General features: G+C 47.7%; 23 protein-coding genes. 11 read left to right on the top strand and 12 right to left on the bottom strand.

From position 1 onward, the window contains the following. The first annotated feature begins 39 nt into the window (after window positions 1–39). The 3 genes from treC to GNE05_RS04300 all read left to right on the top strand — a co-directional run bounded on the left by treC (window position 40) and on the right by GNE05_RS04300 (window position 3,261). Window positions 40–1,725 carry an alpha,alpha-phosphotrehalase gene (gene treC, locus GNE05_RS04290; protein WP_160182481.1) on the top strand — a complete coding sequence of 562 codons (1,686 nt, stop codon included), beginning with the start codon at window positions 40–42 and terminating at the stop codon, window positions 1,723–1,725. 21 nt (window positions 1,726–1,746) lie between these two features. Continuing rightward, on the top strand, window positions 1,747–2,463 hold the full coding sequence (gene treR, locus GNE05_RS04295; protein ID WP_160182482.1) for a trehalose operon repressor: 717 nt from the start codon (window positions 1,747–1,749) through the stop codon (window positions 2,461–2,463). 132 nt (window positions 2,464–2,595) lie between these two features. Beyond that, window positions 2,596–3,261, top strand: a complete 666-nt coding sequence (locus GNE05_RS04300; RefSeq protein WP_003155588.1) for an NAD(P)H-dependent oxidoreductase — start codon at window positions 2,596–2,598, stop codon at window positions 3,259–3,261. A gap of 35 nt (window positions 3,262–3,296) precedes the next feature. Here GNE05_RS04300 and GNE05_RS04305 read toward each other — a convergent pair whose 3' ends face one another. The 3 genes from GNE05_RS04305 to GNE05_RS04315 all read right to left on the bottom strand — a co-directional run bounded on the left by GNE05_RS04305 (window position 3,297) and on the right by GNE05_RS04315 (window position 9,696). Further along, window positions 3,297–4,058 (bottom strand): YibE/F family protein, encoded by a 762-nt coding sequence (locus tag GNE05_RS04305; protein ID WP_160182483.1) that lies wholly within the window; start codon window positions 4,056–4,058, stop codon window positions 3,297–3,299. After that, a complete protein-coding gene (locus GNE05_RS04310) occupies window positions 4,055–5,194 on the bottom strand; it encodes a YibE/F family protein (RefSeq protein WP_014417191.1) in 1,140 nt (379 codons plus the stop codon). Before GNE05_RS04310 ends, GNE05_RS04305 begins: the two co-directional genes overlap by 4 nt. A gap of 209 nt (window positions 5,195–5,403) precedes the next feature. Then, the gene (locus tag GNE05_RS04315; RefSeq protein ID WP_160182484.1) at window positions 5,404–9,696 is read right to left on the bottom strand and encodes a multifunctional 2',3'-cyclic-nucleotide 2'-phosphodiesterase/3'-nucleotidase/5'-nucleotidase; all 4,293 of its coding nucleotides are present in this window, start codon (window positions 9,694–9,696) and stop codon (window positions 5,404–5,406) included. A 220-nt stretch (window positions 9,697–9,916) separates the two neighbouring features. On the opposite strand from GNE05_RS04315, the gene GNE05_RS04320 reads away from it, so the two are divergent. Continuing rightward, window positions 9,917–10,432 carry a type 1 glutamine amidotransferase domain-containing protein gene (locus tag GNE05_RS04320; protein WP_039252337.1) on the top strand — a complete coding sequence of 172 codons (516 nt, stop codon included), beginning with the start codon at window positions 9,917–9,919 and terminating at the stop codon, window positions 10,430–10,432. A 20-nt stretch (window positions 10,433–10,452) separates the two neighbouring features. Here GNE05_RS04320 and GNE05_RS04325 read toward each other — a convergent pair whose 3' ends face one another. From GNE05_RS04325 to GNE05_RS04345, 5 genes are all read right to left on the bottom strand, one after another. Then, complete coding sequence (locus GNE05_RS04325) at window positions 10,453–11,484, bottom strand: LacI family DNA-binding transcriptional regulator (protein WP_045206977.1); 1,032 nt, start codon at window positions 11,482–11,484, stop codon at window positions 10,453–10,455. Window positions 11,485–11,619: 135 nt separating this feature from the next. Further along, window positions 11,620–12,504 carry a shikimate dehydrogenase gene (locus GNE05_RS04330; protein ID WP_014720860.1) on the bottom strand — a complete coding sequence of 295 codons (885 nt, stop codon included), beginning with the start codon at window positions 12,502–12,504 and terminating at the stop codon, window positions 11,620–11,622. 64 nt (window positions 12,505–12,568) lie between these two features. After that, on the bottom strand, window positions 12,569–13,330 hold the full coding sequence (gene aroD / locus GNE05_RS04335) for a type I 3-dehydroquinate dehydratase (RefSeq protein WP_080130738.1): 762 nt from the start codon (window positions 13,328–13,330) through the stop codon (window positions 12,569–12,571). Window positions 13,331–13,356: 26 nt separating this feature from the next. Continuing rightward, window positions 13,357–14,550 carry an MFS transporter gene (locus GNE05_RS04340; RefSeq protein WP_060562236.1) on the bottom strand — a complete coding sequence of 398 codons (1,194 nt, stop codon included), beginning with the start codon at window positions 14,548–14,550 and terminating at the stop codon, window positions 13,357–13,359. 336 nt (window positions 14,551–14,886) lie between these two features. Further along, the gene (locus GNE05_RS04345; RefSeq protein ID WP_003155571.1) at window positions 14,887–15,102 is read right to left on the bottom strand and encodes a DUF1128 domain-containing protein; all 216 of its coding nucleotides are present in this window, start codon (window positions 15,100–15,102) and stop codon (window positions 14,887–14,889) included. A 155-nt stretch (window positions 15,103–15,257) separates the two neighbouring features. Between GNE05_RS04345 and GNE05_RS04350 the strand changes: the two genes are divergently transcribed. From GNE05_RS04350 to GNE05_RS04360, 3 genes are read left to right on the top strand one after another with little or no spacing between them, the layout of a single operon-like run. After that, a complete protein-coding gene (locus tag GNE05_RS04350; protein ID WP_160182485.1) occupies window positions 15,258–15,731 on the top strand; it encodes a low molecular weight protein-tyrosine-phosphatase in 474 nt (157 codons plus the stop codon). Window positions 15,732–15,744: 13 nt separating this feature from the next. Continuing rightward, entirely contained in the window at window positions 15,745–16,071 is a 327-nt protein-coding gene (locus GNE05_RS04355) for a hypothetical protein (protein WP_160182486.1), read from the top strand. 11 nt (window positions 16,072–16,082) lie between these two features. Continuing rightward, a complete protein-coding gene (locus tag GNE05_RS04360; protein WP_007408509.1) occupies window positions 16,083–16,922 on the top strand; it encodes a YihY family inner membrane protein in 840 nt (279 codons plus the stop codon). Between the two features lie 186 nt (window positions 16,923–17,108). Here GNE05_RS04360 and GNE05_RS04365 read toward each other — a convergent pair whose 3' ends face one another. Beyond that, window positions 17,109–18,287, bottom strand: a complete 1,179-nt coding sequence (locus GNE05_RS04365; RefSeq protein WP_025284425.1) for an MFS transporter — start codon at window positions 18,285–18,287, stop codon at window positions 17,109–17,111. Between the two features lie 158 nt (window positions 18,288–18,445). On the opposite strand from GNE05_RS04365, the gene cax reads away from it, so the two are divergent. After that, entirely contained in the window at window positions 18,446–19,501 is a 1,056-nt protein-coding gene (cax, locus tag GNE05_RS04370) for a calcium/proton exchanger (protein ID WP_007408511.1), read from the top strand. A 70-nt stretch (window positions 19,502–19,571) separates the two neighbouring features. After that, window positions 19,572–20,366, top strand: coding sequence for a YfkD famly protein (locus GNE05_RS04375; protein ID WP_094031586.1), 795 nt, complete (start codon window positions 19,572–19,574; stop codon window positions 20,364–20,366). Window positions 20,367–20,394: 28 nt separating this feature from the next. Here the strand turns inward: GNE05_RS04375 and GNE05_RS04380 are convergent, their stop codons facing one another. Continuing rightward, entirely contained in the window at window positions 20,395–21,228 is an 834-nt protein-coding gene (locus GNE05_RS04380) for a mechanosensitive ion channel family protein (protein WP_160182487.1), read from the bottom strand. Between the two features lie 6 nt (window positions 21,229–21,234). Beyond that, window positions 21,235–22,356: a radical SAM/CxCxxxxC motif protein YfkAB gene (yfkAB, locus tag GNE05_RS04385; protein WP_012117082.1), complete on the bottom strand. Its 1,122-nt coding sequence runs from the start codon at window positions 22,354–22,356 to the stop codon at window positions 21,235–21,237. Window positions 22,357–22,502: 146 nt separating this feature from the next. Here yfkAB and GNE05_RS04390 point away from each other — a divergent pair, with 146 nt between their 5' ends. Together GNE05_RS04390 and pdaA are read left to right on the top strand one after the other, a co-directional pair. Further along, window positions 22,503–22,688, top strand: coding sequence for an SE1561 family protein (locus GNE05_RS04390; RefSeq protein ID WP_003155558.1), 186 nt, complete (start codon window positions 22,503–22,505; stop codon window positions 22,686–22,688). A 100-nt stretch (window positions 22,689–22,788) separates the two neighbouring features. After that, window positions 22,789–23,580: a delta-lactam-biosynthetic de-N-acetylase gene (gene pdaA / locus GNE05_RS04395; protein WP_003155556.1), complete on the top strand. Its 792-nt coding sequence runs from the start codon at window positions 22,789–22,791 to the stop codon at window positions 23,578–23,580. Between the two features lie 37 nt (window positions 23,581–23,617). Here the strand turns inward: pdaA and GNE05_RS04400 are convergent, their stop codons facing one another. Further along, window positions 23,618–24,478, bottom strand: coding sequence for an NAD(P)-dependent oxidoreductase (locus tag GNE05_RS04400; protein ID WP_160182488.1), 861 nt, complete (start codon window positions 24,476–24,478; stop codon window positions 23,618–23,620). Window positions 24,479–24,492 lie beyond the last annotated feature (14 nt).

Below are 24,492 nucleotides of genomic sequence, written 5' to 3' on the forward strand. Positions count from 1 at the left end.
TTCCCTTTCAATTCAAAACATTACAGGCGGTGAAGAAAAATGAAAACAGACAGCACACCATGGTGGAAAAAGGCAGCGGTATATCAAATTTATCCGAAGAGCTTTAATGATACGACGGGAAACGGGATCGGTGATCTGAACGGTATTATCGAGAAGCTTGATTATTTGCAGAAGCTTTTGATTGATGTCATTTGGCTTACGCCGATTTACGATTCGCCGCAGAATGACAACGGTTATGACATTCGCGATTACTGCACCATTTATGAAGCATACGGAACGATGGAGGATTTTGAACGCCTTCTCGATGAAGCGCACAAAAGAGGAATCAAGGTCGTCATGGATCTTGTCGTAAACCATACATCAGTCGAGCATCGGTGGTTCAAAGAAGCGGTCTCGTCACCCGACAGTCCGTATCGGGATTTTTACATTTGGAAAGACGGAAAGGAAGACGGCCGGGCGCCGAACAACTGGGAATCAAAATTCGGCGGTTCCGCTTGGGAGCTCGACCCGGCGTCAGGCCAGCACTATCTGCATTTATTTGATGTGTCGCAGGCCGATTTGAACTGGGAAAATGAAGAGATGAGAAAACAGGTTTACGACATGATGCATTTTTGGTTCCGAAAAGGAATCGACGGTTTCCGGCTGGATGTGATCAACCTCATTTCTAAAGACCAATCGTTTCCTGATGCCGAGGATGGGCGTGACGGGCGCCCTTATTATACGGACGGGCCGCGCGTGCACGAATTTCTCCATGAGATGAACCGGGAAGTGTTTTCGAAATATGACAGTATGACGGTCGGTGAAATGTCCTCGACAACGGCTGACCACTGCATCCGGTACACAAACCCTGAGAATAAAGAACTCGATATGACTTTTAACTTTCACCATTTAAAAGTGGATTATCCGAATGGTGAAAAATGGGCGCTCGCTCCGTTTGATTTTCTGAAGCTGAAACGGATTTTAGCGTTTTGGCAGACGGAGATGCAAAAAGGCGGAGGCTGGAACGCATTATTCTGGTGCAACCATGACCAGCCGCGGGCCGTATCCAGATACGGAGACGACGGCGTATACCGGACGAAATCAGCCAAAATGCTGGCGGCGGCCATTCATATGATGCAGGGCACGCCTTACATTTATCAAGGTGAAGAGATCGGCATGGGCAATCCGAAATTCGATGACATCGGCTCATACCGCGATGTCGAATCATTGAATATTTACAAAAAGATGAAGGAAGAAGGCGTGCCCGAAAAAGACATTATCGCCATTTTAAAAGAGAAATCAAGAGACAATGCAAGAACCCCCATTCAGTGGAACAGCGGGCCGCACGGCGGTTTCACGACGGGCACGCCTTGGATTCCGGCGGCGGATGATTATCGGGACGTTAACGCGGAAGCGGCTTTGCGGGACCCGGATTCAATTTTCTACCATTATCAGAAGCTCATCAAGCTCAGAAAAGAATATGACATCGTGACTGAAGGAACGTTTGAGCTGCTTGCTGAAGACGATCCGGCGGTTCTGGCGTACGTCAGACACGGCAAGGACGAAAAACTGCTGTGCATCAACAACTACTACGGGAAAGAAGCGGACTTTACGGTTCCGCTTGAGGACACGGACGGCTGGAGGTTTACGGTGCTGCTGACGAATGATGAACCGAGGGAAGGGCGGCCGGAACGATTGACGCTCCGTCCGTATGAATCGATCGTTTATCATCTGACAAAAGCGTGATACACTAATCTGGGTGGTCAAATGAAAGTGAATAAATACATCACAATCTATAAAGATATGGTGCGGCAGATCGAAAGCGGTCAGCGGAAGGCTGAAGACGTTCTTCCGTCTGAAAATGATTTGTGCGATCAATACGGCACATCACGAGAAACCGTCCGCAAAGCGCTTAATATGCTGGCGCAAAACGGCTACATCCAGAAAATCAAAGGCAAAGGCTCCGTCATATTAGACAGAGAAAAAATGCGTTTTCCCGTCTCAGGCCTGATCAGCTTCAAAGAGCTTTCGGAAACGCTCGGAAAAGAGACGAGAACGACGGTTCACCGTTTCGGGCTGATCCTGCCTCCCTCAGAAGCCGCAAAAGAGCTTGGTACAGAAGCGGATGAAAAGGTGTGGGAAGTCGTCAGATCAAGACGGATTGACGGAGAACATATTATTTTGGACAAGGATTACTTTGTGAAAAAACATGTGCCTCTATTGACGAAGGCGATTTGTGAAGATTCGATCTATGAGTATCTTGAAGGAGAGCTCGGCTTGTCCATCAGCTACGCGCAAAAGGAAATTGTCGTGGAGCCGGCGGGGGAAGAGGACCGGAAGTATTTGGATCTCGGCGGATTCAGTCATATGGCGGTCGTGAAAAACCGCGTCTTTTTGGAGGATACCAGCCTCTTTCAGTACACGGAAAGCCGGCACAGGCTTGATAAATTCCGTTTCGTCGACTTTGCGAGAAGAGAAAAATAAAAACGGACTGCCGCGGCAGCCCGTTTTTTTGTCAGTATCAAAATGAATACTATCCAACAAAAATGTGCGTACTGGTACTTTCAAAAATAATGGCTACAATAGTACATAACGATTGAAAAGGAGAGATCATGAATGTCAGATAAAAAACAGCAGATCATCGAAGCGTATCAATTCAGACACGCCACAAAGGAATTTGATCCTGAGAAAAAAATTTCAGAAAGCGATTTTGAATTCATTTTAGAAACGGGAAGATTATCCCCAAGCTCACTCGGTTTGGAGCCTTGGAAATTTGTCGTCGTTCAAAATCCGGAGCTTCGTGAAAAACTCCGCGAGTTCACATGGGGCGCGCAAAAGCAGCTGCCGACCGCAAGCCATTTCGTACTTCTGCTTGCCCGGACGGCAAAGGATATCCGTTTTGACGCCGACTATGTCAAAAACCACTTGCGGGAAGTCAAAAAAATGCCGGAAGATATGTATGAAGGCTATATCAGCAAAACGGAAGACTTTCAGAAAAATGATTTCAATCTGCTTGAATCAGATCGCGCGCTGTTTGACTGGGCATCCAAACAGACTTACATTGCCCTCGGCAATATGATGACAGCCGCTGCGCAGATCGGAATCGACTCATGCCCTGTAGAAGGCTTCAACTACAAAGAAATTCACCGGATTCTTGAAGAAGAAGGGCTTCTGGAAAACGGAAGTTTCGACATCTCTGTTATGGCCGCATTCGGCTACCGTGTCAGAGAACCGCGCCCGAAAACAAGATCTGCCTCAAAAGACGTTGTAAAGTGGGTATAAGATAAAAAAGGCTGCCGGGCGTGTCCCGGCAGCTTTTAACGTTTATTTGGTTTTGCTAAAAAACAGGCGGTGATCCAGGACGTAACGGGAATGATGATGCCGATCCCGATTCCGGCACAAAGAATGGTAACGGCTTCCGCACTGAATACTTTTGAGTTCACAATTTTTTCAGCTGAGTATGATAAGTCTTTAAACCAGATAATTAAAGCCAAATAGCTGCCGAAAAAAGCAAAGAATAACGTATTCGTATTCGTTCCTAAAATATCTCTCCCGATGCTTAATCCGAATGTGTACAGATCTTTTCTTCTCATGGACGGATTATGACTGTAAATTTCCCGCATGGGTGAAGTAATGGAAATCGCGACATCGGTAATCGCCCCTATCGTGCCCATGATGATCATGGCTGCGGTAACCTTCACAAAATCCACCCCGACAAACAGTGTGAATATGCCGATATCACCCAATTCTTCTTCACCGAATCCCTGAATCGAAGTATGTTTTGTTACAGACATAATAAAAAACAGCAGCAGTACAATCGTCAGCATTGCAGAAATAAAGGCGGTTACGGTTTTGACGTTTCCTCCATTAATATAAAAAAGAGTAATGCTGCAAATCACGGCGGAAGAGAGCAATGTTAAAATAATCGGATTGATATGCGGGTCTGTCATGAAAATAATGGTGAGAAAGAGAACACCGAAATTTAAGAATAACGCAATAAAAGACCTCGCTCCTTTTTTTCCGCCGATGATGACCATTAATAGAAATAAAATCGCCGCGAGAATTACGATGACATTCATGAGCTTGCCTTCTTTCGTTTAATAAAAAAGATAGAAGCATACAGACTGGCGGGTATGGCTAATACGATTCCGATCCCTCCGGCCAATGCTCTGGCTATTTCCAAGGAAATGTTCATAGAAAGAGTGAATCCTATCGGGGAATCATTTTTCAAATACAAAAGCATCATCGGAATAGAGCCGCTTATATAAGCAAAAAACAGAATGTTGGTCATCGCCCCCATGATGTCTTTTCCGATCTCCATCCCGGAACGTCTGAGTGCTTGTAATGAGATACCCTTGTTTTCTTCATATAATCCGAAGACAGATGACGTCATGGTAATGGCTACATCCATGACCGCTCCCAGTGATCCGATAAATACCCCGGCCATGAACACCGTGTGATAAGGGCGGGTTAAATACTGCATTTCCTCATATCTGAGACCTTTCTCTCCGGTTGCCAGCATTACCAGATACGTAATCAGCAGGGAAACGAAAGTGCCTGCGAGCGTCGCGGCAATGGCGGCGTATGTTTTCGCGTGAAAACCGCTGACAAGCAGCAATGAGATGACAGTAAAGATGAGAATACAGACACCGCAGATGAAAATTAATCCTATATTAGGATGCTTCCTGTACAAATCTAATGCAAACGACAGTAAAACGGCGTTGAACATCAGGCTGACGATCGAAAAGAAGCCTTGTTTTTTGCCGACGATAAGCAAGGTGAAGATGAAAACCCAAGCGATCAGCAAAAGCTGTTTATCCCGTTTTTTATCTATAATGCTTCCCGATATATCCTTGTTTGATGGTTTCCCTTTATCAATAGAAACGAATACTTCATCGCCAATCGAATATTTCTGATCGTTCGCTCCGGATGATGAATACTGATTGGACAAATGAATGAGCTGTCCTTTCTGACTGCCGTTTTCAAGTCTGGCAGTGATCGTCTGACTGAAAATCTTATCTTTGTTTTTATGCATGTCCTGTACGTCAGACTGGTGTTCCAATGTTGTTTTCGTCACTTTGGCAATCGGGCGCTCATAAAAAGAAGCGTTGTGAGTGACGAAAATGAGCGAGCTGATAAAACAGAGCGCTGTTATCACGTAAAACAGCTTTTTCTTGTAAGACATGCGGTTTTGTTTGTTTCCTGTTATCTTCAAAAAAAGTCCTCCAAACAGGCGGCGCCGTGTGAAAGAGAGGCCCTGCCGTGAAGTGTTAAACGATGCGGATGCAGTCTTTCGCGAATAACGTTCATATTTTATCACTCGGCCGTACGGCTGTCGACTCAGAGGGGGACCGAGAGAAAAAGCTCCCCTGAAATCAGATCAGGAGAGCTCTTGGGATGAACCGCCCGATAAAAGCGGTCTTTTTATGCTTCGTTCACTTTTTTTGCTTTTCTTCTTTGATGCAGATACAGTGCCGTTCCGAGCGCGCTGATGAGTAACCCGGCAAGAAGGATGGAATACATCGTCGTGGCCGTATCAGGAAGCAGGCCGCCCGGCGATACTCCGTCCTGCGCAGGCCCGGATGACGGTTTTTGTCCGCTTGGCTGCTTTCCGGAGCCGTGATCTCCGCTTGTCGGCGGCGCGCTCTTCGTGTTTGCGTTTAATATGGTGTATTCACTGAAATGATTTGTATAGCCCGTGACGAGATCGTGTGAAACCGAACCGTTGTCTGTTTTTGTATAGACGTTCTTTTTCCGGTCTACATGGTAAATGCCCGGCTGTTTCGCCTTTTTCGTATTCTCAATGCGCAGGGTGAGCTTTACCGGCGCTTTGAATGTTTTGATGTCTTTGTTTTTCTGCTTCATTGTAAAGTCGTATACATTTGAAAGCGCCCCGCTTACTTTTCCTTTCGGCGTCACGCCGAATCGTGTATCAGCTGAAGCAGCGTTTGCCATCGGCATTTTCATGCTGAACTTGTCATGCAGGATCGTAAGGGAAGAATCCGATGTTCTGTCCTTTAACAGGCCGATTTGTTTTTTTGTCACGCTGAGATCAATCGGCTTTTTGGCGCCGTCATTCTTATCGTAATACACGATCGGCGTGTTGGCGTTTTTGGCATAGACGGCAAATGCGCTGTCATCTTCAAGCGTCCACGAGCCGTTTTTTTGTTTCGTCGGCAGGTACACTTCCTGCGCGCGGCCGTCAACTTTCGGTTCCACCGCTTTTCCCGCTTTTTCAAGCTGCTCGGTGAAGACCTCATAGTCGACAAAGCCAAGGTCTTCTTTATGGGCCGCTTCGTTAAAGACGGAATATCCGTCTCCGCCTTCACCGACAAAGTTACTGGTGGCGACTCTGTATGTCTTCTTATCAGAAATCGGCTTTACGCTGCCGTCATCCTGTACGGCCGCAGCTTGAAGAACGCGGTGTCCCGGCTTTTTATTCAGTGTAAACGTGTATGTTAAACCGGCAACTTGAGGGAAGGCGCCGCCTTGAGCCTCAATTCCGCTTAACCCTTGTTCCAAGGCTTGTTTGATCTGTTTTCCGGTTAAATCCGCGACGTAAAGCGTGTTGCCGAACGGCATCACATTCAGCACATCGCCGAGTGTGATGTCTCCTTTATCAATGCCCGCGCGGATGCCGCCCCCGTTTGTGATCGCGATTTGGGCGCCGGCCGCTTCCTTCGCTTTTTGCAGCATGCCGTCTGCGATGAAGTTTCCGAGATTGGTTTCTTTGGAGCGGACATGCTCGCGCTGGCCGTCAAGTGCGACCTTTGTTGAGCCGACTTTTTCATTTTTGACGGAGACGAGCTCTTTTTTAAACGGATCAAGCTCTTTTTTCAGATCCGGGTCTTCTTTCGTCTGCTCGTTCACCGGCAGCGCTTGAAGAGAGGATTGTTCCGGCAGAACGACGCCGTTTTTGTCAAATGCGACATCGACACGGCCTAAATATTCGCCGTATTCTTTTGCCTGGGCGACGATGGTCGGCTCTTCGTTTTTGACAATTTCCATTTTATCTACAAGCGTATGCGTATGTCCGCCGACGATCAAGTCGATGCCTTTTACTTTTTTGGCAAGATCGAGATCACGCTGATGCCCGATATGGGTCAGGGCGATAATTTTATTGACATGTTCCTTGTTCTGTATTTCTTTTACCGTATCTTGTGCGGATTGGAAGGCATCATGAAAGACAATGCTTTTTCCCGGGCTTGATGTGACGGACGTATCTTCTGTCGTTAGGCCGAATACGGCGACTTTTTCTCCGTTTACATCAAGCAGAATGTATGGATAGATGCCTGCTTTTTTCTTTTTCCCTGCCGTAAATGTGTCTGCTTTTTTCATGAATGGTCTGAGTTTTGACTCTTTGGACACATCGACATTTGAGCTGACGAGCGGAAAGTCAGGCGCTTGAAAATTGTATTTTCCGGACGGATCAGCCGCGCTTCCGTTCCCGCTCAGGAAGCTGGCGAGAGCACCCGGGCCTTTATCAAACTCATGGTTTCCGAAGGTCATTGCGTCGTAACCCATGCTGTTCATCAATTTTAAATCAGCCAGCCCCTGCCACTTTGTGAAATAGAGATCGCCTGAGAAAACGTCTCCCGCATCCAGCAAAATGCTGCGGTCGGTTTCGCTTCTGATTTCTTTGATTTTCGTCATCCGCCTCGCCGCGTTATCAAGGTGGGCGTGCGTGTCGTTTGTATGCATAACGGTGAGTTTCCATGCGTCATCTTTCGGCGGTTCTGTGCCCGGTTCATCATCTTTGAATTGGAGCTTGTACTGTCCGTAGCCCGCGTTTTGTGATTCACCGATATAGGCGACGTCATCTGCGCGGTCGGCAAACGGCTTTGCGGCCAAGGAAGATTCAAATGTCATGTTTGTCCCTTTGACCGGAAGGATGGACCAGTTATGATCAGCCTGCGGATTAATCGTTTTCTGCTGGATGATGTAATCCATTAAGACCTGCCTGTTCTCATCGGCTGATGAATATACGATTTTATCATTGCTTAAGTGAGGGAATCCTCCGCCGCCTGAAGCGCGGTAATTATTTGTGACGATCAGAAATTCCTGCTTGGCGCTGACGGGCTTTCCTTGATAAGAAAGGTTGACGATCCGGCTTGCATCGGGATGAATGACTGTTCCGTTTTCGTTGTATTTCGCCGGTTTTGTGACATCGACCTGATAGGTGACACCGTCAATGACATCAAAATTGTATGAGCGGTAGGCGTCATTTAAAAGCGCTTGGCTGCCGCCTTTTGCCTGATCGATCTGATTAAATTGCCCTGCGGACATTTCAAGCCAGTCTTTCACTTCGCTTCCGTTCAGCTTGACGATCTGAACCGTGTTGTCATACAGGTACAAATCGCCGATATTTTTGATGGCGAGGTCGCCAGCGGAAATGTTTGTATAGTAGTTTGAGCCGTTCCGCCCGCCGGCTTTAAACGGGGCGCCCGCCGAGAGGATAGGCAGATCTTTGTATTCCGTATCCTTCATCTTATTTTCAGCGTACCATTTTTGTGCATCCGTTACGATTTGAATGGACGGATCATCTTTGACTTGGGCGAAGAAACTGTTGATATCGGCTTTTGTCTGGCCGACGGGTTCTCTGATGTATTTCAATGTGCCTTCGTGCGCTTTTTTGACGGTATTGACGACGGTTTCGTTTTCCGACGTCACATTGCCGGCAATCGGCTCGATGCTGCCTTTTGCATCTTCCACATGCCACGCGCTGTCTGTCTTTTCAAGCCGGAGGTCGATGACGCCCGCATATTTGCCCCAGCTGCTTGACATGACAACGGGGATGCCGTTAATCGTGCCTTTATCGACGTCAAATTGATCAGCGCCTTTATATTCGGCATCAGGGAAAAGCCCGTGCTGATGGCCGGATACGATCGCATCAATTCCGCCGACTTTCGTTGCCAGGTCAAAAACGGCGTTTTCCGCTCCGGAAGACTGCGCTTTTTTTTCGATGCCGCTGTGGGCGAGGGCGATGACGATATCGGCTCCTTCAGCTTTCATTTTCGGAACGGTTTTCTTTGCGGATTCGACAATGTCTTCGACCTGAACGCGGCCTTCAAGATTTTTCTTATCCCACGTCATGATTTGGGGAGGAACAAAGCCGATGTAGCCGACTTTTATCTGATGCTTGCCGCCGTTTTCATCCGTGACGGTTTTGTCTTTTATGACATAAGGCGTATAACGGTTTTCGCCGCTTAATGTTTTCACATTGGCGTTAACGATCGGATAATCAGCGCCTTTGATTGTCCCGTCCAGAAATTCAAGCCCATAATTAAATTCATGATTGCCGAGTGTTCCTGCGTCATAATGCAGACTGTTCATCACTTCAATGATCGGATGGGTCTTTGCGCCTGAAATGATATCATTTTTCTCATATTTTACGGCGTATTCTCCGAGGGGATTCCCCTGAATCAGGTCTCCGTTATCGACAAGCAGCGTATTCGGGTTTTCGCGCCTGTGCTTCTCAATAAGCTGAGCCGTTCGTGCCAGCCCGAATTCCGTTGTCGGTTTGTCGCTGTAGTAATCGTAGTCCATCATGTTAGCGTGAACGTCAGTTGTGGCTAAAATGCTGAGATTCACACTGGAGGATTTGTTTTCTTCTGCTTTAATGGGTGATGTTGGGAGGATTAGACTAAGTATCATAACTAGGGGCAGCAGAATACGGAGTGTCATATTGACGCTGCATCGTCTTTTCTGTATTCTCACCTGTTCTCCACCTTTCAACAAATTTTGTCATGCAGTACCATTGTAAGAATATTTTGTGAAAGTTCATATAGATTTCATGATGATTCTTGTAAAAAGATGAAAAATGAGGATAATGACCTATGTGAAATGGATGGACGGCAAACGCGTTACCTATGTTTGATGTTAGTGTGGCTGGGGTACATGGATTTATGTAGACTTCATCAAGCAGGAGGTAGTAACTATGGGTAAAAAAATTGCAGTTGTATTAACCGATTATTTTGAGGATGTCGAGTATACTGAACCTGCGAAAGCTTTTAAAGATGCGGGTCATGAATTAACCGTAATTGAACAGGAAAAAGGAAAAACAGTCAAAGGCAAACAAGGGGAAGCGGAAGTGAAAGTGGATGCGTCCATCGATAATGTAAATCCGAAAGACTTTGACGCATTGCTGATCCCGGGCGGATTCTCTCCTGACATGCTTCGTGCGGATGACCGTTTCGTCCAATTTGCCAAAGCGTTTATGGATGATAAAAAACCGGTGTTCGCCATCTGCCACGGACCTCAGCTTCTCATCAACGCGAAAGCATTGGACGGGCGCAAAGCGACAGGGTTTACATCAATACGAATCGACATGGAAAACGCGGGCGCAAATGTGGTGGATGAAGAAGTCGTCGTCTGCCAGAACCAGCTGGTCACAAGCCGCACACCGGATGACATTCCGGCATTCAACCGCGAATCATTAAAACTGCTTGCGTAATATAAAAGCGGAGCGCCGTATCAGGCGTTCCGCTTTTTTTGTGAAGATTCCCGGATGACCAGCTCAGGCGCCAGAATAATGCGTTGTTTTTTGTGCTGGGAATTGGTGATTTTATGATGCAGCAATTGAGCCGCTTCTTTTCCCGACTGCCGCGGAAAGGAAGAAACGGTTGTAAGCGGGGGATAAGAAATTTCAGCTTCCGGCACGTTATCAAAGCCGACAATGTCAATATCTTCGCCCGGAATGAGCCCGGCTTTTCTGATTCCTTGCATGACGCCGAACGCGACCAAATCACTGAAGCAGAAAATCGCGGTCGGGCGCTCAGACCGGCGGAGGAGCTCCGTCACGGCTTCACAGCCTGCTTCGCGGGTCGGCGCGCTGTCAATGACATATTCATTTTTCACTTCCAGATCCGCTTCACGGAGCGCTTTTTTAAACCCTTTCATACGCTTCGTCCATGTTGATGAGTGCTTCACGCCGCCCAGAAACGCAATCTCCTGATGGCCTTTCTCAATGAAATGACGCACTGCCTTATAGGTGCCTTCCTCATAATCTGCTCCGACAAAATCACAATCTGCATCGGCAATCTCCCTGACGGCGAGCACGACCGGAATGTCAAGCTGCTCGAGGCGGGAAAGGGTTTCCTCAGCTGTACCTGAAACCGGACACAAAATCAATCCGCCGACCCTGTGCTCCAGCATGGTCGAGATCAGCTGCTCCTGCTTGGCGACGGAATCAAATGTCGTGCCTAACAGGACCGTTAATCCGACTTCCTCAAGCGTATTCTGAACGCCGATCAGAAACTCTGAGAAAAACGTATTGGAAATGTCAGTAATAATCAATCCTACCGTTGTGGACGTCTGTGATCGTAAATTCGCGGCGACCCGATCATATACGTACCCCAGCTCCCGCATGGATTGCAGCACTTTCTCACGGGTCGCTTCGGAAATTCGCGGATTATTGCGGACGATTAATGAAGCGGTGGATGTTGAGACGCCGGCATGTTCAGCGACCTGCTGCAATGTCACCCGGCGTTTTTTTTGCTGTTTCATACGTCGCATTCCTCACTTGGTTTTTATTCGTTACATCCATTATAAGCGTTTTGGCGCATGAGAAGAAAGAGAGAGGGGAGAAAATGACAAAGCGCCGGAAGACGGATTGTCCTTCGGCGCTTCTATTACAATAGGTTATTCAAACATTTGCTCTTTAATATACTGAACCGGCATTTCACGGCCTGTCCAATATTCAAACGCCATGGCGCCCTGCCAAAGCATCATGCCGAGGCCGTTAATGGTGCTGCAGCCGGCCGCTTGAGCTTGTTCAAGCAATTTCGACGTAACGGGGTTGTAAACGACGTCTGTCACAATCAAATCAGGACGGAGCATGGATGTATCTTCAATGACGCTCAAGCCTTCAAGCGGTTTCATGCCGACACCTGTTCCGTTTGTGAAAATATCGCTTGAAGCGATTTCAGCACGCAGCGCATCTTGATCTTCGAGCGGGAAGACTTTCGCTTTGCAAGAAGATCCCTTCATTTCTTCATTGATAATGCGGACGTTTTCTTCCGCTTTTTCGAAAAACGCGTCATTACGGGCGAAAATAGAGATTTCTCCGAGGCCTTCCAATGCGGATTGAATCGCTATCGGAGTGGCGGCCCCGCCGGAACCGACCAGCGTCATTTTTTTGCCCGTGATATCTATGCCGTGTTCTTTTAAGTTGCGGACGTATCCCATACCGTCAGTGGAGTGTCCGATCAGTCTGCCGTTTTCATTAACGACTGTATTCACCGCGCCGGTGAATTTCGCTGAATCCGCGAGTTCATCGAGGTAAGGGAGAATGTTCATCTTGTTCGGCATCGAGACATTGAAGCCTCTGACGTTTAAGGCGCGCATTCCCGTTACCACATCTTCCAGCTGTTCATTGCCGACTTCAAACGCGAGGTAAGCGTAGTTCAATCCTAATTTTTTAAACGCCAGGTTGTGCATCGCCGGAGATAAAGAGTGTCCGATCGGTGTCGCGAATAATCCGATAAGCTGAGTTTTTCCGTTAATCCGTCCTAAATCTTTCTTCATGATGTATTCCTCCGTTAGTCCATTCATTTGTTTTTCATCCCGCTTTGAGGGCAAAAAACGCTGATTACATATGTTTATTTAAAATGCTGAGTACGCTGCGCAATTCTTCAACGGGAATCTGTCCGGGCGCTGATGCTTCTTTGCCCGCTCCGAACGTGCACGCTGAGCCGAAGACTTCGCCGGCCAGGCGGCTGATCAGACCTGTTCCCGCCATTGACATCGTGATGATCGGCCGGTCTGCGTATTGTGTTTTCATCGTGTGAGTGGCATCCAATAAGACGAAAACATCTTCAGTGCTTTGCGGCATCACCGCGATTTTCGGAATGTGCGCGCCGTACGCCTGCATGTTCCGCAGCCGGGAAATGATTTCTTCTTTTTTCGGTGTCTGATGAAAATCATGATTGGACATGACGACATATACGCCGTTGTCTTCAGCGGTTTTCACAATTGATTTGACTTCCGCTTCTCCCGTAAACAACTCAACGTCTGCAAGGTCAATGTGTTTTGTTTCGATGGCGGTTTTAAGCAATTCAATGTAAAAGCGATCATCAATAACTTTATTTCCGCCTTCTTTATGAGTTCTGAATGTGAAAAGCAGCGGTGTTGCGCCTGCGGCTTTCCGCAGCTTTTCAAGCATGCCTATTACGGCGTCCAGGCTGTCAACGTGCTCGTACACATCCGCCCGCCACTCAATGATATCCGGGCGAAGCCTGTTGACGGCTTCAATTTCTTCGAGCAGTTCTTTCTCTCCGGCCGCCATCAGCGGCACAATGATCTTCGGAAGCCCTTCGCCGATGACCGTGTTTCTGATCGTGATAGATTGCATGATAAATCCTCTCCCTTAAAAAATAGTCAGGCTTTCATCACTTGCTTAAAGCGGATTCCGATAAACAATGCGAGAAGGGCGCTGACGGCCGCAATTCCGATATCAAGCAGAAAAACAGGCGTCAGGCCGGCCGCTTTGGATATCGCTCCCGTTACAAGCGGAATGACAATAAAAGATAAGCTTGATGCTATATTAACAAAAGATGTGATCGTACCTTTATTTTTAGGGAATAAAACAGCCATAACCGTCATCGCCAATTGCAGAATGCCCGCAGTTGAAAGTCCGATGACAAAGGAGCTGATGACTGATACGGCCGGCTGATGAATGAAAATCAGAGCAAGCAGCGCGATTGCCGCGATCACAGGGTACAGCACCATTACCGTAATCGGCTGAATCACTCTGTTTAACAGCACGGCCAGCAATAATACGGACACAAGCGCACCGATGCTGTAATAGCTCAGCAATTTGACAGCCTGCACCTCAGGCATGCCCAAAACGGATTGCCCGAACTTAGGAAGCCATACTTGAACGAGCATAAACAGCGCCGTAGATGAAAAGCCTAAAAGAATGATCGCAAGGCCTTCACGCCATATCGACGGCTGTGATGTGAACGCGTCATCAGACGGAGAGGCTTCCGTCCGGCCGCCGCCTTCTTTTTGCTTATGATTCGGAAACGGAACTTTTAACAGGAAAAAGCCGTTCAGGAAGAAAATAATGCCCGGTACGAAAAACGTCCAGCCGTAAAACAAATGCCTGTCCGCAATCAACGCGATGAAAAACGGAAGCACCGTCGCGCCGATGGATACAAACGCTTTGATTAACACGGTTGCAGAGCTTGCGTTTTTCGGAAATCCTTCAATAAGCGCCGGATATGTCCCGGAATCCAAAAAGGAATTGGCGATCCCGGCGAAAATGGCGAAGATAAACGCGGCCGTATAGTTTGTCGAAAGCGGAATTCCGATTAGGAAAATCAGATACAGAAAGGCGCCCGACACGATAAACGGCCGTCTCCCGAATGTATCCGAAAGCTTCCCGGCAAACAGAAGCGAAATCAGCTTCCCGATCCCGATGGCGGAGACCAAATAGCTGACCCCGGCTGCGGATGTATGAAGCTGTTTTGATAATGCCTCCATATTGGATGCGATAATAATATTGATCATGCCCAGCAGGAAATAATTAATATAAAGACCCGCTGCCATTTTGGTGTATATGTTTTTCATGATGACATCCCCTAATGCGGTTAATAAAGAATTAAATTAATTTTTAAATTAACAAAAGCGCAGAACCATTCCCCTTTATTGAACCACTGCCTTTCTTTGAAAACTTGTTTGATAAAACGGTTGCAGATACAAACTTGAATAACGCTGATATCACAACGAGTATATCGTTCTACTAAATAAAAAAAGATAAGCGGCCCGCTCATTTAGTATATCGTTCTACCAAGTTCACAGTTACTATACTCCTTCTTTTTATATGTGTCAAACCGATGAACTTTTATTTTTTACTTTTTTAAATCAAAAAAAGACCCGCCGTTTTTCGGCAGGTCTGACATGGGTTTATTTTCTGAGAGAGGCGAGCTCCTCGGCAATGGCCTGCATTTCACTCGGGCTGAATGACGCTTTTTTCATGACCATTTGATGAAGGTATGTAAGATCTTCTATTTTTTCATCACTGAAATCTTCCGCTCTGATGACGCCGACATTGAGCATGTTGAGCTTTTGCGAAATGTCTTCAATCATTTTGTTTAACGTTTCTGTTTGTTGGCTCGGCAAATTCATGCATCCTTTCATGACCGTTTTCGTACCCTTTATTCTAACAGAATTCATTTAGAATAAAAGCTAATTTCCACAGCCGCAGAAAAGTTGCTAAGATGATGATAAGGTTTTTGATCCTCAAAATGCGGGGAAAGAATAGGGAGGTTATCGATATGATACATGTGCTGTTTGTCTGTCTCGGAAATATTTGCCGGTCGCCTATGGCAGAGGCGGTATTTTCTGATATGGTGAAGAAAAACGGGCTGAACGGGCAGATTAACATTGATTCAGCGGGAATCGGCGCCTGGCATGCGGGAAATCCGCCGCATGAAGGGACAAAGGAGATCCTAAAGGAGAAAGGGATCAGCGCAAGCGGCATCACGGCGAGGCAGATGCGTGAGTCTGATCTGACCGATTTTGATTACGTCATTGCGATGGATGCAGAGAATATCGGACATTTGCGCAGCATGGCCGGTTATAAAAAAGCCGCGCCGCGTATTGCAAGGCTGCTTGATTATGTACCGGAGTCGGACCTTGCGGACGTGCCCGATCCGTACTATACGGGAAATTTCAGCGAGGTGTACGCTTTGGTTGAGGCCGGGTGCCGTCATTTGCTGGAGACAATAAAGAAAGACCATCACTTATAAGGGGGATTGACCGATGAAGCAGACACGCATCATGGCAAAAGCGATTCTGATCGGCGCTGCCGCCGGCGGAGCACTGTCCTTATTACATAAGCCGACGAGAGAGGCATGTTTCCGGAACATGGACGCGTGCAGGCGGCGTGCGGCATTTTACCGAAAACATCCTGAAGCCCTGAAACAGCAGGCATCTGCAAAACTTGATCAAGTGAAGACCATCGCCAATACCGTATCGGATGATCTGAGTTTTTTAAACGGGCAGATCACCAAGCTGAAGCAGACGACGCCGCAGGTCATTGACCTGTTAAAAGAAACGAAGGAGCATTTTTCGAAAAACGATCATTGAGGTGGGATGTCATGAGTTTTATAAAGGAGCTGTTTGCAAGGTTTTCTCTCCATGAAGGACAAAGTAAATCGGCGGAGCTGGCGTATTTTTTCCTGCTGTCATTGTTTCCGTTGATGATTTTTATGCTGACGCTCACCGCCTATCTTCCCATCTCGGCAGAAGACGTGCTCGGGGCGGTCGATCAATACGCGCCTGACAGCGCCATGTCCATGGTGAAATCCATAACGGAGCAAACGCTGAACAAGCGCAGCGGCGGGCTTTTGTCATTCGGGATTATCGCCGTCATCTGGTCGGCTTCGAATGGTATGAACGCGATTGTCAGAGCATTTAACCATGCCTACGAAGTCGAGGAAAACCGCTCATTTATCATCATTCGCCTGACCTCAATTTTTTTAACCATCGCGATGGTGGTTACGATTTTAATCGCACTGCTTCTGCCGGTGTTCGGCAGAGAAATCGGAATGCTGGCCGCAGATTTCATCGGCGCCTCCGGCCTGTTTTTGCAGGTGTGGTCGGTTGTCCGCTGGGGTATCAGTCCGCTTATCCTTTTAATTGTGTTTACCGCGCTTTACATTTTCGCGCCGAATAAAAGGCTTTCCCTCCGTTTTGTGCTGCCGGGAGCCGTATTTGCGGCAGCCGGCTGGATTATCGTCAGTATGCTGTTCTCATTTTACGTCGGCACCTTTGCCAACTACAGCGCCACATACGGGAGCATCGGGGGAATTATCGTCCTTATGATCTGGTTTTACCTTACGGGAACACTGCTGATTTTAGGAGGAGAAATCAACGCGCTTTTACATAAACGTAAAAAGCTTCCTGATGAAAATCCGTACCGCGGGAGCAAGCTATAGAGGAACGGAGACGTTCAAGCTGAAAAACGGAGGGGAATCGATTATGACCAAGCATACGAAAAAAGGCGGAAGCCATAATAAACAAAACTCAAAAAACGGCCCGAAGAATAAAACAAGCGGAAGCGCTAACGGGCAGAACGGATACCACTAGAAAGAAGCCGCCTGACTTAGATCAGGCGGCTTTTTTTATGAGGCCGGAAAAGAATGGGATTCGGATGCGGGGCTGTGCTTTGTTTTCCCGAAGACGAGCGCAAGCCAAATACAGACCAGAATTACCGTAATAAAGTAAAACAAATTGGCGCTTTCAAACCGCTGCATATACCAGCCGCCCGCCACCGGGCCGATCATGCTGCCGAGGCTGAAGGAAATGCCGCAGAGCAGATTGCCCGCCGGCAGCAGATGGGAGGGCAGCAGGTCGCTCATATAGCTGATGCCGAGGGAAAACATACTGCCGACCGCCATTCCCGCCGTGAAAAAGCAGCAGCCGATGACAGAAGGCGACGGAAACAGTCCGGCCGTCAAAAAGCAAAGGGCACCCGTTAATAAGATGACGAGCAGGACACGTTTTCTCCCGAATCGATCGCTTAATAAACCGAGAGGGAACTGGAATACAATACTTCCGATGGCAAAAGCGGGCAATATCAGCGCGACGGCATCGACGGATATGCCTAAGCGCAGGGCGTACACGGGAAAGCTTCCGTTCAGCGCCGTTTCTAAAAAACCGTACCCGAAAGCCGGGAGAAAAGCGACCCAGCCGAAAAGAAGGGCGCGGTAAAACCGTTTTGCGCTGTTGTCCCCGGATGTTTCATCCGGACCTTGCGCCGGGTACTCGTTACGTAAGACAAATACAAACAGCCAGGCGGCAAGACTGATACAGCCGGATACGATAAACGGAAGGGACGGACTTGTTTTCACAAGAGGGACCATGAACGGGCCGACAGCGAATCCAAGCCCGAAGGACAGTCCGTACAGCGAAATGTTTCTTCCTCTGTTTCGGGGCGTTGACTTTGACGTCACCCACGTTTGGGTTGAAAAATGCAGCATATGATCCCCGATTCCGATAAGCAGCCGAAGAAAAAACCATAACCATATGGATTGAAGCCAAATAAAACTGAATAAGCTGATGATAACAAGAAATCCGCCCATGACCATCAGAGGTTTGAATCCGAGCTTGCGCAGCGGGGCCTCCATAAACGGCGACGCCAGAAGCACGCCGATATAAAGGCCGGTTGCGTGAAGTCCGTTTATAGCGGCTGATTCCCCGTTCGTTTCAAAAATGACGGAGATCACCGGCAGAAGCATGCCTTGGGAAAATCCGGAGATGGAAACAAGCAGAACCAAAATAAAGAAGTACAGTCGTGACATCGCGTATTTCTCCTTCTTCAATATCTTTCTTGATCGTACACGGATTTGTCGCGTCCGGCAACCTGAAAATGCCAATTCGGGCTGCCGCGGAAGTGTAATTGAGGGAGTTTTTGAGAAGGATATAAGAAGACTCATTCGAAAAAAGGAGCCAGGCAGATATGAATCGGATTTTTTTCTTTACGGCTGCGGCGGGAGTGCCGCTTTCAGTCATCGGCGGCCTGATGCACTGGCCGTCAGCGGTTTTGTTTATTATTTATTGCTTGACGATTATTGCGCTTGCAAGTTATATGGGGAGAGCGACTGAATCTCTTGCCATTATCGCGGGACCGCGGATCGGCGGTCTGCTGAATGCCACGTTCGGCAATGCGGTAGAGCTGATTATATCGCTTTTCGCCCTAAAAGAAGGGCTGACGGGCATCGTGCTTGCTTCACTGACCGGTTCGGTGCTCGGCAATCTTTTGCTCGTCGCGGGATTGTCGTTTTTTATCGGCGGTTTGAAATACAAGCGGCAGGAATTCAATATACATGATGCACGGCATAATTCTGGCCTGCTGATTTTTGCCATTATCGTTGCTTTTGTCATTCCCGAAGTGTTTTCCATGGATATGGGGGAAAAAAACAAGCTTGATTTGAGTGTCGGCATCAGCATCATCATGATCCTTTTGTACGTGGCAGCTCTTTATTTCAAGCTCGTCACCCACCGCGGTGTTTATCAGCCGAATCAGCCGGAGGCAAAGGAAGAAGAGGAGCAGCCTGAGTGGTCGGGGAAAAGAGCGACAGCCGTCTTATTTATTTCAACCATTATCGTCGCCTACATATCTGAAAACCTTGTCCATACGTTTCATGCGGTGGCTGAACAGTTCGGCTGGAGCGAGCTGTTTATCGGAGTGATTATCGTCGCAATCGTCGGAAATGCCGCAGAGCATGCGTCGGCGATTATTATGGCGTACAAAGACAAGATGGATGTCGCCGTTGAAATCGCGGTAGGCTCGACTTTGCAGATCGCCATGTTTGTGGCTCCGGTTCTTGTGATCTGTTCCATCTTTTTTCCGGTCAATATGCCGCTTGTATTCACATTGCCCGAGCTTGTCGCGATGATCTCATCCGTCCTTTTGATGACAATGATTTCAAATGACGGTGATTCGAACTGGTTTGAAGGGGCTACGCTCCTTGCCGCTTATGTCATTATGGCGATCGGTTTTTTCCTGCTTTAACCTGTAAAAAATGCGGATAACAACGATTGCGGAGGAAAAGACTAAAGGAAAATGCTATAGAAAGAGTGATATGATGAGAAAGCTGTTTCATGCCACACTGATTCTGCTGTTATCCTTTAGTTTTTTCGCAACGCCGTCTGCCGGTGCAAAAAAACCGTTTAAAGTTCCCAACTCTGTCGTAAGCATTTCAAAGGAAAATACGTATCCGAATGCTTCACAGGACCAGCCGATGCTTCAGCCGAGCAAACTGGCGAAGGAATTGTTAGATACATCAGAGATCAACATCGAAAATCCGCATCTGATAAAGATGCTGAATGAATCCTCGGTTTCCGGTTCACCGCTTGCCATCGGATACCGGGCGACAATATTTCTCGGGAAATGGGCGCTCGGCTATCAATCGAACGAAACGGTCGCCAACTGGGAATATAAAAAAATCAACACAAACAGAGCGGATAACCGGGGCGGACAGCAAACCGCGGTTATCTCATACGCCCAAGAACAGCAATACAAAATCAAAGGCGGGCTCACAGCGAAGGTGCCGAACGCAGAAGACGTAAAAAGCATGATGATGCAAAAAGCGATGAAGAAAACAAAACTGCCGCTCGCGTTTGAAACGGTTATCGGCGCAGGCACAAAACGCGATCAAACCTACAAAATTTCTCCGCAGCGGCTCGGCTACCTGCACGCCTACGCTCCGGCCGTTAATGAAAAAGGAAAAGTAACATACGGTGAAGTGTATTTGGTGCTGAAAGGCAGCAAGCGGAAACTTGTCGTCAAAAATGTGACTTCGCAAGGAATCGGGGCTTGGATTCCGGTGCAGGATCACGTCACATTCGGTTTTCAAATGACAGCGCAGCCGAGATAAATAAAAAAAGCTGATTCCGGTTCGGGAATCAGCTTTTTTGTGTGTGATACATTTCCTCGAGCAATTGCACATTGTTGTTGTACAGCTCCCGGGCAAGAACGCGTCTCACCGCAAGGCTCGCCGAGAAGTATTCTGTGTCTTGAACCATGCCTTTTACTGTAAATTCAATGCCTCTGGTTAATTTGTTCAGACTCATAATTCCATGCACTTGAAACGGCTCCGTCGCATTGAGAAATTCATCCCGCTTCAGTGAATCGCGAAGCTCATCATTGAGCATATCGCAGGCTTTTTCTAACACGGTATATACCCGCTCGGGATCTTCCTTGTAACTGATCACGACGGACTCGGTAATCCGCATAAAATCAATGTTATAGTTTTGAAGCTGTCTGACCTCACCGTTAGATATGGTAAGCAGCTTGCCGGTCCACTCACGGATCTGGAGGGAACGGAGTCCGATTTCTTCGACTGTGCCGTTGAACAGATTGTTAATCGTCACATAATCACCTTTATGAAGCTGGCGTTCGTATATTAAAAAGACACCGGCCAATATGTCCTTGATTAACGACTGGGCGCCGAAACCGATGACGATACCGGCAACACCCGCCCCGGCTAAAATTCGGCCGAAATCATGAACGAATAAAGAAATGACGTAAAAGATAAAACCGATCGTCGCCGTATACTGGGTGATGGATCGGACGAGGCTTTCAATCGTTTTCCCTTTCCGTTCCTCCAAGAAATCCGTGCGTTTAAATAACACCTGGACAAAGCGGTTGATCAGAAAAACACCGACGTAAAGCACGAGAGCGACGATGATGATCTCAACCACTTTGCTTTTCAAAATGTCCGTAATTGTCGTTTCCATCTTTTGTTAACCTCTGGCTTTTCGTAATGAAAAATCTGTGTCCTGATAATAACTGTTTTTGACAAGGACGTTCGGGCCGAGGCACCGGACGTTTGTGCAGCGGCAGTTCAGCTCTTTGCTCAGCTTCGTCTGTCTCCACTTGTCATATGCTTCAGGAAGGCTGTCTGTTTTAATATTGCCGAGCGGCGGTGTATCGCCGAAATCCGTGACAATGATATTTCCGTCAAAAATGTTGACATTCAGGCGGGAGCGGCCGTCAGGGTCGTTTCGCACCGTAACGTTTCTCGCTTCCCGCAGGCGGCGGAGGAGCTTCTGGTCTTCTTCATCAGGGCTGCATGCGTAAAACGGGAGCGTACCGAACAGCATCCATGTCTCTTCATCGCGAATGTCGAGCAGATGATGAATGGCCTGTCTCATGTCCGTCAGGCTGAGTGATTCAAGCGCGCTGGCGAAATCACTCGGATACATCGGATGGACTTCGTGCCGCTGGCATTTCATTTCTTCCGTAATTTGCCGGTGAATATGTTCAATATGCGGCAGCGTCCGTTTGTTCAGCATCGTTTCCGCTGAAACCATTACGCCTGCTTCGACCAGCGTGCGGCTGTTTTCAATCATTTTGTCAAAATAGCGCGCCCGCTGTTCAAATGTCGGTTTCTTCTCCATCATCGCAAATCCGATGTCGGCAAAGTCCTCGACCGTTCCCCAGTTGTGAGAAATGTGAAGGACGTCCAAATAAGGAATAATCCGTTCGTAGCGCCCGATATCAAGCGTCAGGTTTGAATTGATCTGTGTGCGCACGCCGCGTTCATGGGCATATTTCAAAAGCGGGACGACGTATTCCTTTACCGATTTCAGCGAAAGCATCGGTTCGCCGCCCGTAATGCTGATAGAGCGTAACAGAGGAATTTCATCAAGCCGCTTTAATAAAAGGTCGATCGGCAGCGCATTCGGGTCTTTCGGCTGGAGCGTGTACCCGACGGCGCAGTGCTCGCATCTCATATTGCACAAAGTCGTCGTTGTGAATTCAACGTTCGTCAGTTTCATATCTCCATACTGGTCGACATCCATGTACGCTTCCCAAGGATCGTACTCCGGTGTGATCGGACGCAGTGTTGTGTTTTGTGTCATGACTATCTAACTCCTTTATAAATGGGGCATACTAACGTCTGCCAACTGTTAATTTTAGACCTGATCTGCCAAGATCGCAAGTAGCGGAACCATTGAAAAACGGCAAAAAATACGCTACCATTATAAAAAATGAATGGAGTGGAAGTATGGGGAATGCAGTAAACAGCAAAGATCAGCAGCTCGATTACCTGAAGAACAGACTCGATATGTTTATGAATGTCATTGATTCATTAGACCCTGAATCAACGGACGTTGAAGATATAGACCGGCTCATCGGCATGCTTGATGATCTGGAAGCAAAATACGAACGCTTTAAAAAGGATTGGGAATAAACCCCGGCGGATGCCGGGGTTTTTCTTTTTCCATAATGCGGCTGTATAAAAGGGCAGAGCCTACTGCAAAATAAGGAAAAATGCAGAAGGAGTGCTGGTCATGAAATGGTTTTGTTCAATTTGCTGCATGGCCGTTTTACTTGCGGGAGGCATCAACAGCGCAGAAGCCGTGCCGAATGAACGGATAAACTGGGGATTTAAACGCAGCGTCAATCATCAGCCGCCGGATGCCGGCAGACAGCTGGACAATCTGGTCAAAAAATATGATGCCTTTTATTTAGGCAATACGAAAGAAAAGACCATCTATTTAACGTTTGATAACGGATATGAAAATGGGTACACCCCGAAAGTGCTTGATGTGTTAAAAAAACATCACGTCACGGGCACTTTTTTTGTCACGGGTCATTTTGTGAAAGAGCAGCCTGATTTGATTAAACGGATGTCAAAGGAAGGCCATATCATCGGCAATCATTCTTTTCATCATCCTGATCTGACGACAAAAACGGGCGATCAGATTCAAGACGAACTCGATTCCGTCACGGAAGCTGTGTACAACATTACCGGAAAGCGGGACAACCTGTATCTCCGTCCGCCGCGCGGCGTATTCAGCGAATATGTCCTGAAAGAAACGAAGCGCCTCGGCTACCAAACCGTTTTCTGGTCCGTCGCATTTGTCGACTGGAAGGTTAACGAGCAAAAAGGGAAACAATACGCCTATGATCACATGATAAAGCAGGCTCATCCCGGCGCAATCTACCTTCTCCACACCGTTTCAAAGGACAATTCAGAAGCTCTGGACGATGCCATTACCGATTTGAAAAAAGAAGGCTACACGTTTAAAAGCATTGATGACCTGATGTTTGAGAAAGAAATGAAGCTGCCGCGCCTGTAGAAAACACCTCTCCTGGTAATGGAGAGGTGTTATTTTGTTATTTTAAGCTTTTAATCAGTGCAGCCCAATCCAGATCCCCGAAGCCTTGTGCGATCCCGCTTTCAAAATGGTTCTTGGCCAGTTCGGCAAGAGGGAGTTTTGCGGAAACCTGTTCTGCGGCGGCGAGCGCCAGATTGGTATCCTTCAGCCCTAAAGACATTTTGAAACCGGCCGGCTCAAATTTCTGCTCAGCCATCATGGTTCCGTAATTTTGATAGACGGGAGAGCCAAAGAGCGCGCCGGCGATTTCTAAAAATTGTTTTTGCTCTAGCCCGTACTTCTCCATCATTAAGAATGATTCAGATAACGCCTCCAGCATAGAAACGAGCAAGAAATTGACGCTGATTTTCGCGGCATTGGCCGTTTTTGTTTCTTCACCAGTGTCAAATACTTGCTGACTCAGGATGTTAAGCAGCGGTTCGGCCTTTTTCTTCGCTTCTGCCGGTCCGGCTGTGATGATGCGAAGCTCGGCCTTCTCGGCGGCATCGGGGCGGCCGAGGACGGGAGCGGCAATAAAGGACTGCCCTCTGCCCGAATGTGCGGCGGAAAGCTGTTCTGACAGCGCCGTACTGATCGTGCTCATTGAAATATGAATGCCGTTTTCAGATAACCCGGCAATAATGCCGCAAGCTCCGAAAGTCACGTCTGTTACGGCGTCATCGTCTGACAGCATGGACAGCACGATGTCCGCATGTTCAGCTGCCTGGCGGGGCGTTTCGGCATATTCTGCCCCTTTATCCAGCAGGTCAGCCGCTTTTTCTTTCGTCCGGTTATATACAGTCAGGCTGTATCCGGCTTTCATGATATTTTCGGCGATGGGGCGGCCCATATTGCCGAGTCCGACGATGGCGATCTTCATTTGACAGTCCCTCC

Source organism: Bacillus sp. AM1(2019), from assembly GCF_009906915.1.
Taxonomy (GTDB): Bacteria; Bacillota; Bacilli; order Bacillales; family Bacillaceae; genus Bacillus; species Bacillus velezensis.

Coding starts and splice junctions, on each gene's coding strand:
- treC (WP_160182481.1), top strand. CDS start 40: ATGAAAACAGACAGCACACCATGGTGGAAAAAGGCAGCGGTATATCAA.
- treR (WP_160182482.1), top strand. CDS start 1,747: ATGAAAGTGAATAAATACATCACAATCTATAAAGATATGGTGCGGCAG.
- GNE05_RS04300 (WP_003155588.1), top strand. CDS start 2,596: ATGTCAGATAAAAAACAGCAGATCATCGAAGCGTATCAATTCAGACAC.
- GNE05_RS04305 (WP_160182483.1), bottom strand. CDS start 4,058: ATGAATGTCATCGTAATTCTCGCGGCGATTTTATTTCTATTAATGGTC.
- GNE05_RS04320 (WP_039252337.1), top strand. CDS start 9,917: ATGGGTAAAAAAATTGCAGTTGTATTAACCGATTATTTTGAGGATGTC.
- GNE05_RS04325 (WP_045206977.1), bottom strand. CDS start 11,484: ATGAAACAGCAAAAAAAACGCCGGGTGACATTGCAGCAGGTCGCTGAA.
- GNE05_RS04330 (WP_014720860.1), bottom strand. CDS start 12,504: ATGAAGAAAGATTTAGGACGGATTAACGGAAAAACTCAGCTTATCGGA.
- aroD (WP_080130738.1), bottom strand. CDS start 13,330: ATGCAATCTATCACGATCAGAAACACGGTCATCGGCGAAGGGCTTCCG.
- GNE05_RS04340 (WP_060562236.1), bottom strand. CDS start 14,550: ATGAAAAACATATACACCAAAATGGCAGCGGGTCTTTATATTAATTAT.
- GNE05_RS04350 (WP_160182485.1), top strand. CDS start 15,258: ATGATACATGTGCTGTTTGTCTGTCTCGGAAATATTTGCCGGTCGCCT.
- GNE05_RS04355 (WP_160182486.1), top strand. CDS start 15,745: ATGAAGCAGACACGCATCATGGCAAAAGCGATTCTGATCGGCGCTGCC.
- GNE05_RS04360 (WP_007408509.1), top strand. CDS start 16,083: ATGAGTTTTATAAAGGAGCTGTTTGCAAGGTTTTCTCTCCATGAAGGA.
- GNE05_RS04365 (WP_025284425.1), bottom strand. CDS start 18,287: ATGTCACGACTGTACTTCTTTATTTTGGTTCTGCTTGTTTCCATCTCC.
- cax (WP_007408511.1), top strand. CDS start 18,446: ATGAATCGGATTTTTTTCTTTACGGCTGCGGCGGGAGTGCCGCTTTCA.
- GNE05_RS04375 (WP_094031586.1), top strand. CDS start 19,572: ATGATGAGAAAGCTGTTTCATGCCACACTGATTCTGCTGTTATCCTTT.
- GNE05_RS04380 (WP_160182487.1), bottom strand. CDS start 21,228: ATGGAAACGACAATTACGGACATTTTGAAAAGCAAAGTGGTTGAGATC.
- yfkAB (WP_012117082.1), bottom strand. CDS start 22,356: ATGACACAAAACACAACACTGCGTCCGATCACACCGGAGTACGATCCT.
- GNE05_RS04390 (WP_003155558.1), top strand. CDS start 22,503: ATGGGGAATGCAGTAAACAGCAAAGATCAGCAGCTCGATTACCTGAAG.
- pdaA (WP_003155556.1), top strand. CDS start 22,789: ATGAAATGGTTTTGTTCAATTTGCTGCATGGCCGTTTTACTTGCGGGA.
- GNE05_RS04400 (WP_160182488.1), bottom strand. CDS start 24,478: ATGAAGATCGCCATCGTCGGACTCGGCAATATGGGCCGCCCCATCGCC.